The following is a 9,508-nucleotide window of genomic DNA, read 5'->3' as shown; positions in this document are numbered from 1 at the left end:
CGTGCTTTTGCACAGGAAACGGGTATCGCAATTGCCTGGGATGAGAGCCTGCGCGAGGCGGATTTTGAGTTTGCCGCCGAGCCGGGTTTGCGGGCCGTGGTGATTAAACCGATGTTAACGGGCAGCCTGCAAAAGGTGCAGCAGCAGGTGGCAACCGCTCATGCTCTGGGGCTGACGGCGGTCATCAGCTCATCCATTGAGTCGAGTCTTGGCCTGACGCAGCTGGCGCGGATAGCCGCCTGGCTGACGCCGGATACCATTCCCGGTCTCGATACCCTGAGTCTGATGCGCGGTCAGCTGGTTCGTCGCTGGCCGGAAAGTGACCTGCCGTGCCTGACCGTTGATGAGCTGGAGCCGTTGCTGTGACATTTAGCGACTGGCCCTGGCGTCACTGGCGGCATCTGCGAGGGGAGACGCAGGCGCTGCGTTTGAATGAGCAGCGGCTGAGCTGGCGAGCACTGTGCGTACAAATTGACGGGCTGGCAGCAGGGTTTCACGCCCAGGGCGTCAGCGAAGGCGATGGCGTCGTGCTGCGGAGCTATAACCAGCCCGATGCGTTGCTGGCATGGCTGGCGCTCCTGCAATGTGGCGCGCGCGTCCTGCCGCTGAACCCGCAACTGCCTGCCCCCCTGTTGGCAGAACTGCTGCCGTCGCTGGGTCTGAGTCATGCGTTGATACTGAACGGCGACGATCTGCCGCTAAAGCTCAATCTATTGGCTTTGCAGCCAGGGGCTGGCGAGCATGCGGTTGCCTGGCAAAAAGAACGTATCGCGTCCATGACCTTAACTTCAGGGTCGACGGGGCTGCCGAAAGCGGCAGTTCATACTTTTCGCGCCCACCTCGCCAGTGCCGAAGGCGTGCTGGCGATGATCTCGCTTGCGCCGGAAGATGACTGGTTGCTGTCGCTGCCGTTGTTTCACGTTTCCGGCCAGGGCATTCTCTGGCGCTGGCTGCATGCGGGCGCTGTCCTGACGGTGCGTGACAAACAGCCGCTGGAGCAGGCATTGCAGGGCTGTACTCATGCCTCGCTGGTGCCGACCCAGCTCTGGCGTCTACTTAACGGTGATGCTGAAGTGTCGTTAAAAGCGGTACTGCTGGGCGGCGCGGCTATCCCGGTTGCGCTCACCGAACAGGCCCGTCAGAACGGTATTCGCTGCTGGTGCGGATATGGACTGACCGAGTTTGCTTCCACGGTATGCGCCAAAGAGGCCGACGGCCTGGCTGATATCGGGCAGCCGCTGCCGGGACGCGAATTATGCATTGTTGATGGCGAAGTCTGGCTGCGGGCCGACAGCATGGCTGAAGGCTACTGGCGCGATGGGCAAATGGTTCCGCTGGTTAATGAGCAAGGCTGGTTTGCTACTCGCGATCGCGGCAGGTTTGATAACGGCAAACTGACCATTTTCGGAAGAATGGATAATCTCTTTTTCAGCGGCGGGGAGGGCATTCAACCGGAAGAGGTGGAACGGGTCATTGGCGCTCATCCGCAGATTCAGCAGGTCTTTATTGTACCGCTGGATGATGCCGAATTTGGCCAGCGGCCGGTGGCGGTGGTGGAGTGCAGCGAACACTGCGCCCCGGCAACCTTAGCAAGCTGGTGCGCTGATAAGCTGGCGCGTTTCCAGCAGCCGGTACGCTGGTTGCCACTGCCCGAAACGCTAAAAACCGGCGGCATTAAAATTTCCCGCCGGGCGCTGCGTGAGTGGGTTAACCAGCAGGTGAAACCGTAGTTCAGGAGCGCTGGACGTCGAGTAGCTGCTTTGTATGCCAGCGGCCCAGTAGCAAAACGGTAGTCAGTGCGCCAAGCAGGGCGCAGAACATATCAGACTGGGTATCCCAGGGATCGCCCTGGGTGCCGAGAAACTCATCCGCACCTTGCCCCAGCGCCAGAGCTGCCCACCATTCAATCAGCTCATAGACGGCGCTGATCGCCAGCGCAATACAGCAGACCACGAAGGCGAGCATTTTGCGTCCGTGAACGTAGCCGCCGCGCAGCAAAATTTCCCTCGCCGCCAGCGCCGGGACCAGTCCCTGGAAAAAGTGTCCCAGCTTGTCGTAGGGGTTACGGCTCAGGTCAAGCCAGGCCTGAACATCAAAACCAATAGGCACTTTGGCATAAGTGTACATCCCGCCAACCATTAAAATAATGGCGTGGAAGAAGATCAGAATGTAGAGCAGCGGCGTTAGCGGATAGCGTGAGTGCGTCGCCAGCAGCAAAGGAACGAGGATGATAACCGGCGTAACTTCCATCAGCCAGGTGAGCTTATCTCCCGCGCTGATGCCGGTATAAATAAGAATCAGCAGAAGTGCCAGGGCCGCGAATTTGATTAACGAGCCGGAAACCGTGGTAGTCATAACATATCGCCAGAAGTTTAAAGACGTTACTATCAGATGGATACCGGGAAAATACAATATTGAACGTTAGCGGCACGGTTCTCCTGAGTTGTCTTCCGGGAAGGGACGCAGCTTTTAGCTCTGAACAAGGAACATGGTTATAGCCAGAACCGGTGTGACAAAAAGAGAGTTGTGACTAACTGACAGGGACGCACGGTAATGAAAAACAAGTTCCGTATTCTCGCCTTTTTCTGCGTTTTGCTGGCGCAGCCTTTCAACGCCTGGAGCGTTGACGACCCTTTTTCCGGCCATATTCGCGAGGACGATCATCACTGGCGCGGGCAGAAAATTTGGCCGCAGGTGATTTACCGTTTTGACGCCTGGCGTTATATCGTGCTCGACAGAGGTAAGCTGGGACGACACGGGCGGGCACCGCGCTATTGTTCGGGGGTGATGTGGTATCTGGATACGCAACGGGATATTGTCTCGCGGATTGGCGATCTAAAGCCAAACGAATGGACGACCCCAGAGACGGAGCGTTCAGGCAGCGTGTCTTACGGGCAGGTCGCACCGGCATCGTTTCGCTATTTCCACGCGGCGCAGCAGTATGTCGTGGTGCCCAGAACCGGCTTGCCGCAAAAAATGGCCGACGGGCAGTTCCATTTTCGCCTGTATGGTTTCAACGTTTCAGTCGACCACGGTAAAACCTGGATGTTTACCCCTATTCGCCTGCCGCGACTAGCGGATGAACGCCCGCAGGAGGAGATGGCGATGACGGTGGTCAATAACCAGATCTATCTGCAGTTAAAAGAGGGGTATCTTGTCAGTTCAGACCTGTCTCGCGGCAGCAACTGGTCTTTTTACGATAATCAGCGCCAGAATAACTTGCTGCAGATCGATGAGTATCCCGGATGGGATGCGATGCGCTGTAGCGCGACCGCCCAGCTCAGCGGGCAGGAACGGCGCGAGTGGGACGATGCGCGCGCCAGAGTGCTAACCGCGGTGAACCCGTAGCCCCGGCCAGCAGCGCGGCCGGGGGCAACGGAAGCCGCGATACACGCTGTTTCCCGGAGGCGATGCTGCGCATCTGTCCGGGCTACCAGACCGCAGACGTCACGGACCCGTAGCCCGGTCAGCGAAGCGCCACCGGGAAGATAGTGGATGCTGCAATGGCGTGCCTCGAGGCGCATTCTGTCAGCTTCCCGGAAGATCTCCTTTCGTCATCAACTGGCGCTTGCGCCAGTACTTCGCTAGTGGCGGAACCACGATAACCAGTACCGCCAAAAACAGGAGCGTTTTCGTCACCCCGCTTTGCCACAGAATCGCCATGTTGCCGTTGCTAATCGACAGCGCGCGGCGCAGATTCTGCTCCAGCATCTCCCCCAGCACGAAGCCTAAGATCAGCGGCGACATCGGGAAGTGCATTTTGCGCAGGATGTAGCCGAGTACGCCCAACCCAACCATCAGCAGCAGGTCGAAGGTGGTGCTGTGTACGGCGTAGACGCCAACCGCCGATACGGCGGCAATTGCCGGAACCAGAAACCATAGCGGAATGGTGAGCATGCGGGTAAAGAGGCCGATTAGCGGAATGTTCATAATCAGCAGCATCACGTTGGCGATCAGCAGCGCGGCGATCAGGCCCCAAACAATGTCCGGTTGCTCGGTAAACATCGCCGGTCCTGGGGTGATATTATATAAGGTCAGCGCGCCCATCATCACCGCAGTGGTCCCGGAACCAGGAACGCCGAGCGTGAGCATTGGAATAAACGATCCGCAGGCGGAGGCGTTATTCGCCGCTTCCGGTGCTGCCACGCCGCGAATATCGCCCTTGCCGAACGTATCGCTGTTGCCGCTGAGCTTTTTCTCGGTCATATAGGTGATGGCGCTGGCAATGGTTGCCCCCGCGCCCGGCAGGATCCCGACAAAGAAACCGACAACCGATGAGCGCAACGTTGCCCCCATGCATTGACCCGCTTCTTTAGCGTTAAACAGCATGCGTCCGGTTTTCCGGACCAGTTTCTGCCCGCCGCTGGTGCTCTCCAGCATCAGCAAGATTTCCGAGACCGAAAAAAGACCAATCACTACCACGATAAACTGCACGCCATCGGAAAGATGAACGCTGTCGAAGGTGAAGCGGTAGACGCCAGTGTTGGCATCAACGCCCACCGTCGCCAGCCCCAACCCGATTAACGCGGCGAGAAACGATTTCAGTGGATTTTGCGCCATCATGCTGCCGAGGCAGGCGATGGCGAAAATCATCAGCGCGAAATATTCCGCCGGGCCGAACGCCAGCGACCACTGGGCCAGCAGCGGGGCAAATAAAATCATCCCGATAATCGCGATAAGCGAACCGACAAACGAGCTCACCGCTGAGATGGACAACGCCACGCCGCCGCGCCCCTGCTGCGCCATAGGGTAGCCATCGATAGCGGTCATAATGGCGGCGGCATCGCCGGGCACATTAAGCAGAATAGATGAAATGCGCCCGCCATATTCACAGCCAATATAGACTGTCGCCAGCAGGATCAACGCCGACTCCGCAGGCAGGTGCAGGGCAAAAGCCAGCGGCAGCAGGATCGCTACGCCGTTAATAGGCCCCAGGCCCGGCAACAGGCCGACGATAGTGCCCACAAAGCAGCCGATCAACGCAATCATCAGGTTGCCCGGCGTCATGGCGACGGCGAAGCCTTGCGACAGATAAATCCAGATATCCATAAACTCCTCCGTTAAATTAGCCAGATGCCGAGCGGCAAGGTGACATCAAGCAGGGCGTCAAAGATGTACCACAGCGCGATGCCCATGATGATGCCAGCAACGCCAGCCGCGGGCAGGGTCGCGCCAAACAGCAGGCCGAAAACGGCGGTCAGCAGCGCGGTTGACAAGGGAAAACCCAGCCACTCAAAGCCCCACGCATAGACCACCAGTGCCACCACCATCGTCAATAGACGTTGTAAAACCAGACGCCCCGGCCATGCGATGACATCGGGCCGACGCAGGAGCAGCAGCACAGAACACAGCAGCATCAGGCCGATAATACCCACCGGGAAAGGGCGGGGGCCGACGGGTTCATAGGCGTACTCGCTGTGAATTTGCCAGGCGATAAACATTCCACCCACGCAGAGCAGCAGCCATACTCCGGCAAAAATACGATCGCTCATCGCAACCTCCATTGATTATTTGGCCAGGCCAAAGGCTTTCGCCTGTTGGCGATAGTCTTCCACCTGTTTTTTGACGTAAGCGTCGAGCTCCTTGCCATTCACGTTGAACTCAAACAGGCCCCGGAGTTCGCGCTGCTTTTTAAACGCATCGGTCTGCTGCAATTTGCTGAACTCGTCCACCCACCACTGATAGTCGGCATCGCTGACTTTCGGGCCAACGAAGAAGCCGCGAATAATCGGCCAGACCAGATCGTAACCTTGCTCTTTGGCGGTGGGTACGTTGGCGAGCGCGCCTGGCAATCTTTCGCTGGAGAAGACCGCCAGCACGCGAATTTTATTGTCCTGGAGATAAGGCACCATTTCACTCAGATCACCGGAGACCGCCTGCACATGATTGCCGAGCAGCGCGGTGACCGGCTCGCCGCCGCCTTCAAACGCTACGTAGCGCATGTTGTGTGGGTCGACGTTGGCTTTTTGCGCCAGCAGCGCCGCTTTCATCCAGTCCTGGCTGCCGATGGACGCGCCAGCACCGATGACAATGCTGGCGGGATTTTTTTCCATCGCCGCCATAAACGATGGCAGGTCTTTCCACGGGGAGTCAGTGCGCACGGCGATCATGCCGTAATCGGTGCCGACGCTGGCCAGCCAGCGGACATCATCGACGCCATAGCGACCAAACTTTCCCTGTGCCAGGTTGAGCAACGAGCCGCCGGAGAAGGCGACCACGGTACCAGGCTCGCCGGGGCGCTGGGCAACAATGGCGTTGTAGGCCACCGCGCCGACGCCGCCGGGCATATAAGTGACGCGCATCGGTTTTTGGATAGCGCCAGTTTCCATCAGACTGACCTGAATCAGCTTGCAGGTGAGATCGAAGCCGCCGCCGGGCTTGGCTGGGGCAATGCATTCGGTTCGGGATGGGACCTCAGCGGCCCAAGCAGAGGCGGTACAAAGGCATAATGCGATGGCACTAACGTGGCGAAGGAATGGGATATTCATAGGCTTCCTCAGTCAGATACAGAGACGTTTTTTTTGATTATGTGAACCGACATGTAGTTATTCGGTTGCGTGATTGTTAAAACAACTACCTTTCATTTCCCTTTCAATGCGCCAGCAACTTTACAGGATGTGATATGCGTCTCTTATTGGCTGAAGATAACCGTGAGCTGGCTCACTGGCTGGAAAAAGCGCTGGTACAGAGTGGATTTGCCGTGGACTGCGTACTTGACGGACGGGCGGCTGACCATCTGCTGCAAAGCGAAAAATATGCGCTGGCCGTATTGGATATCGGTATGCCGGGGTTCGATGGGCTGGAAGTGGTGCAGCGTCTGCGAAAACGTGGACAGACGCTTCCCGTGTTGCTGCTGACCGCCCGCAGCGCGGTGGCGGATCGGGTGAAAGGACTGAACGTGGGGGCTGATGATTATTTGCCGAAACCTTTTGAGCTTGAAGAACTGGATGCCAGGCTACGGGCGCTACTGCGACGCAGTGAAGGGCAGATTCGCGAGATCCAGCAGATCGGTTCCCTGGAATATCGCGATGAAGGCTATTTTTTGCTGCGTGGGCAGATGCTGTCGTTGACCCCGCGCGAGCTGGCGTTGCTGACGGTGTTGATGTTTCGCCGCACGCGCCCGGTATCGCGCCAGCAGCTTTTCGAGCAGGTTTTCAGCCTGAGCGATGACGTTAGCCCGGAAAGTATCGAGTTGTATATTCATCGTTTACGGAAAAAGCTTCAGGAGAGCAACGTGCGGATCACAACGCTGCGTGGTCTGGGTTATGTACTGGAGCTTGCTGATGAGGTGGGGTAAACCGCAGTCGTTATTTGCTCAACTGCTGCTGTTTCTCGGCCTGCCGCTGGTTTTACTGTGGGGGCTTTCGGCATTCAATAGCTACGTCAGCGCCCTGCAGGCGGCGACCCAGGCTTACGATCGTACACTGCTTTCATCTGCTCGTACTGTGGCGGAACGTCTGGTGGTGCGCGGCAATAAGCTGGAGGTGAATGTGCCGTGGGTGGTGCTGGATAGCTTTGAACTGAATATGAACGATCGGCTGTATTATAAGGTTCTTGACCCTGAGGGGCAGGTCATTTCCGGGTTTGATGATCTTCCGGCGATGCCGCCATCGACCTCTCGCACCGCTCTCTATCCCGCGCTGGCGTGGTTTTATCATACCGAGTATCGCGGGCAGGCCATTCGCGTAGCGCGTCTGCTGCAGCCGGTTAATGAGGCGGGAATTGTCGGGATGGCGGAAATCTATATCGCTGAAACGCTGCAATCACGGCGTTGGCTGGCGGGACAGCTTCTATTCTCGTCGTGGATATCGCAGGGGCTGTTGGTGTTGTTAACCCTGGTGCTCACCGGCTGGCTGCTGCGCCGCGTGCTGCGACCGATGCGCCAGCTTTCGGCGCTGATGGTGCGCCGCGAACCCGGTCTGCTGACGCCGTTACCGGAGCTGCTGCCGTGGTCGGAAACCCGTTTGCTAATTGTCGCTTTTAATCGCTATATCGACCGTCTCCGGGTGATGATTGCCCGCCAGGAGCGCTTTAGCGCCGACGCTTCTCATCAACTTAAAACCCCGCTGGCGGTGCTGAAAACCCAGGCGTCGGTGGCGCTGGGCAGTGATGATCCTAAACTTTGGCGGGAGAGCCTGACGGCGATGAGCAACACTCTGGACGGTACAATTCTATTAACAGAGCGCTTGTTGCAACTGGCGACCATCAAAAGTAAAGAGCAGGGGGAACATGACTTCCCGTCGGTCGATCTCCATGAGATTGTTCAGAACAGCTGTTTTTCCCGACTTGTGCAGGCGCGGAGTAAAGCTATCGATCTTGGTTATGAGGGCGAACCATCGGCGGTGATGATAGCTGGAGATTACGTGCTGTTGAGCGAGCTGTGTGCGAATCTGCTGGATAACGCAATTCGCTATACGCCTCCGGGAGGGACAGTCACGCTAAGCCTGCATTACGATGGGGACGTGGTACTGCTGGACGTTGAGGATAGCGGGCCGGGGATTGACAATACGCAGATTCAGCAGGCGCTGATGCCGTTTCATCGCCTGGAAAACGTCGGTGATAACCCCGGCGTGGGGCTTGGACTCGCGCTAGTCAGCGATATTGCGCGCCTGCACCGCAGCCATCCGCAGCTGCTGCGCAGCGAAACGTTGGGCGGGCTGAAGGTCAGGCTGCGCTTCTTGAGCATTCGTTCAGAGTAAGCCTTTCAGGGTGAGCGTCTTCCGGGTCGCTACGTTCAAATCATAATGGGGAAGATCTTCCGGCTTCACCCACGCATAATCCTGAAACTCTTCGTTGATCGTCACTTCGCGGTTGGCGCTAACGCAATCGAAAATCAGGTAGATCATATAAATTTCTTCCAGGCGGCCATCAGCATAGGTTTTAACCCGGATATCGTCGCTAAAGGTCCATGGCGTAATCTGGGTTAGCTGTAGTTTTTCGCCCAGCTCTTCGCGAACCTCTCGTCGCAGAGCCTCTTCGATACGTTCGCCAGGTTCCACGCCGCCGCCGGAGAGCGCCCACTGGCCGGGAAATACGCCGCGGTCGTCAGCCATTTTGCACAGCAGGTAGTGACCTTCATTTTGAATAAGCGGGCAGACGATAGTCCTTTGACGCATGGTTTTTCCTTAATGATGACGTGGGTAAACATTGAGATAGCCCAGTTTGCGAGTCGACTCGGCAAACAGCAAGTACCAGATGCGTTATGTCATTGCCGTGATGCAGCGCCATCTGGATAAGAGGTATCGCCCGTTGCTGACAAAGCGCACCTTTCTGGAACCGCCCGGTGGCGGCTAGCGCCTTACCGGGCCTACGGAAAATGCATAACCGGATGATATTATAGTCTTTGTAGGCCGTGCAAGGCGCTAGCCGCCGCTCGGCAGAAATGTTAGCGCAATGGCTAAAACGGGGTCTTATCAGTTCCGGCAGCGGAATATGATGGAAATTTCAGAGCAGCTTCATACCAGATTCATGCCAGAGAAAACGGCAGCCTTAGCAGCTGCCGCGAAGG

General features: G+C 57.4%; 9 protein-coding genes and 1 pseudogene. 5 read left to right on the top strand and 5 right to left on the bottom strand.

All coding sequences use genetic code 11. From position 1 onward, the window contains the following. Positions 1-366: pseudogene (locus tag QVF11_RS18420) on the top strand (o-succinylbenzoate synthase); the annotation flags it as partial. Next, positions 363-1,730 carry an o-succinylbenzoate--CoA ligase gene (gene menE, locus QVF11_RS18415; protein ID WP_287858595.1) on the top strand — a complete coding sequence of 456 codons (1,368 nt, stop codon included), beginning with the start codon at positions 363-365 and terminating at the stop codon, positions 1,728-1,730. The pseudogene QVF11_RS18420 and the gene menE, both read left to right, overlap by 4 nt. Position 1,731: 1 nt before the next feature. Here menE and QVF11_RS18410 read toward each other — a convergent pair whose 3' ends face one another. Further along, the gene (locus QVF11_RS18410) at positions 1,732-2,355 is read right to left on the bottom strand and encodes a DUF2238 domain-containing protein (protein ID WP_112213010.1); all 624 of its coding nucleotides are present in this window, start codon (positions 2,353-2,355) and stop codon (positions 1,732-1,734) included. 198 nt (positions 2,356-2,553) lie between these two features. Here QVF11_RS18410 and QVF11_RS18405 point away from each other — a divergent pair, with 198 nt between their 5' ends. Then, positions 2,554-3,348 carry a T6SS immunity protein Tli3 family protein gene (locus QVF11_RS18405; protein WP_142513008.1) on the top strand — a complete coding sequence of 265 codons (795 nt, stop codon included), beginning with the start codon at positions 2,554-2,556 and terminating at the stop codon, positions 3,346-3,348. 180 nt (positions 3,349-3,528) lie between these two features. Here the strand turns inward: QVF11_RS18405 and QVF11_RS18400 are convergent, their stop codons facing one another. Genes QVF11_RS18400 through QVF11_RS18390 form a run of 3 tightly spaced genes read right to left on the bottom strand, consistent with a single transcriptional unit; the run spans position 3,529 to position 6,488 of the window. After that, the gene (locus tag QVF11_RS18400) at positions 3,529-5,049 is read right to left on the bottom strand and encodes a tripartite tricarboxylate transporter permease (protein WP_287858594.1); all 1,521 of its coding nucleotides are present in this window, start codon (positions 5,047-5,049) and stop codon (positions 3,529-3,531) included. A gap of 11 nt (positions 5,050-5,060) precedes the next feature. Next, a complete protein-coding gene (locus QVF11_RS18395; protein ID WP_287858593.1) occupies positions 5,061-5,492 on the bottom strand; it encodes a tripartite tricarboxylate transporter TctB family protein in 432 nt (143 codons plus the stop codon). A gap of 15 nt (positions 5,493-5,507) precedes the next feature. Beyond that, complete coding sequence (locus QVF11_RS18390; protein WP_287858591.1) at positions 5,508-6,488, bottom strand: Bug family tripartite tricarboxylate transporter substrate binding protein; 981 nt, start codon at positions 6,486-6,488, stop codon at positions 5,508-5,510. Positions 6,489-6,622: 134 nt separating this feature from the next. On the opposite strand from QVF11_RS18390, the gene tctD reads away from it, so the two are divergent. After that, complete coding sequence (gene tctD, locus QVF11_RS18385; RefSeq protein WP_287858589.1) at positions 6,623-7,297, top strand: transcriptional regulator TctD; 675 nt, start codon at positions 6,623-6,625, stop codon at positions 7,295-7,297. Further along, complete coding sequence (locus tag QVF11_RS18380) at positions 7,284-8,699, top strand: sensor histidine kinase (RefSeq protein ID WP_287858588.1); 1,416 nt, start codon at positions 7,284-7,286, stop codon at positions 8,697-8,699. The genes tctD and QVF11_RS18380 overlap by 14 nt, the downstream gene beginning before the upstream one ends. On the opposite strand, the gene nudI is transcribed toward QVF11_RS18380, so the two are convergent. Further along, complete coding sequence (gene nudI / locus QVF11_RS18375) at positions 8,691-9,116, bottom strand: nucleoside triphosphatase NudI (protein WP_287858587.1); 426 nt, start codon at positions 9,114-9,116, stop codon at positions 8,691-8,693. The two genes, QVF11_RS18380 and nudI, sit on opposite strands and share 9 nt — an antisense overlap. Positions 9,117-9,508: the final 392 nt, after the last annotated feature.

It is taken from the genome of Klebsiella sp. (assembly GCF_027492335.1).
In the GTDB taxonomy this organism is placed as follows: domain Bacteria; phylum Pseudomonadota; class Gammaproteobacteria; order Enterobacterales; family Enterobacteriaceae; genus Klebsiella; species Klebsiella huaxiensis.
The sequence above is the reverse complement of the archived record's forward strand: the minus strand, read 5'-3'. Positions and strand labels throughout refer to the sequence as shown.

What these genes read in the sequence shown, in the direction of transcription:
- QVF11_RS18410 (WP_112213010.1), bottom strand. Translation starts at nt 2,355, where the DNA reads ATGACTACCACGGTTTCCGGCTCGTTAATCAAATTCGCGGCCCTGGCA.
- QVF11_RS18405 (WP_142513008.1), top strand. Translation starts at nt 2,554, where the DNA reads ATGAAAAACAAGTTCCGTATTCTCGCCTTTTTCTGCGTTTTGCTGGCG.
- QVF11_RS18400 (WP_287858594.1), bottom strand. Translation starts at nt 5,049, where the DNA reads ATGGATATCTGGATTTATCTGTCGCAAGGCTTCGCCGTCGCCATGACG.
- QVF11_RS18395 (WP_287858593.1), bottom strand. Translation starts at nt 5,492, where the DNA reads ATGAGCGATCGTATTTTTGCCGGAGTATGGCTGCTGCTCTGCGTGGGT.
- QVF11_RS18390 (WP_287858591.1), bottom strand. Translation starts at nt 6,488, where the DNA reads ATGAATATCCCATTCCTTCGCCACGTTAGTGCCATCGCATTATGCCTT.
- tctD (WP_287858589.1), top strand. Translation starts at nt 6,623, where the DNA reads ATGCGTCTCTTATTGGCTGAAGATAACCGTGAGCTGGCTCACTGGCTG.
- QVF11_RS18380 (WP_287858588.1), top strand. Translation starts at nt 7,284, where the DNA reads ATGAGGTGGGGTAAACCGCAGTCGTTATTTGCTCAACTGCTGCTGTTT.
- nudI (WP_287858587.1), bottom strand. Translation starts at nt 9,116, where the DNA reads ATGCGTCAAAGGACTATCGTCTGCCCGCTTATTCAAAATGAAGGTCAC.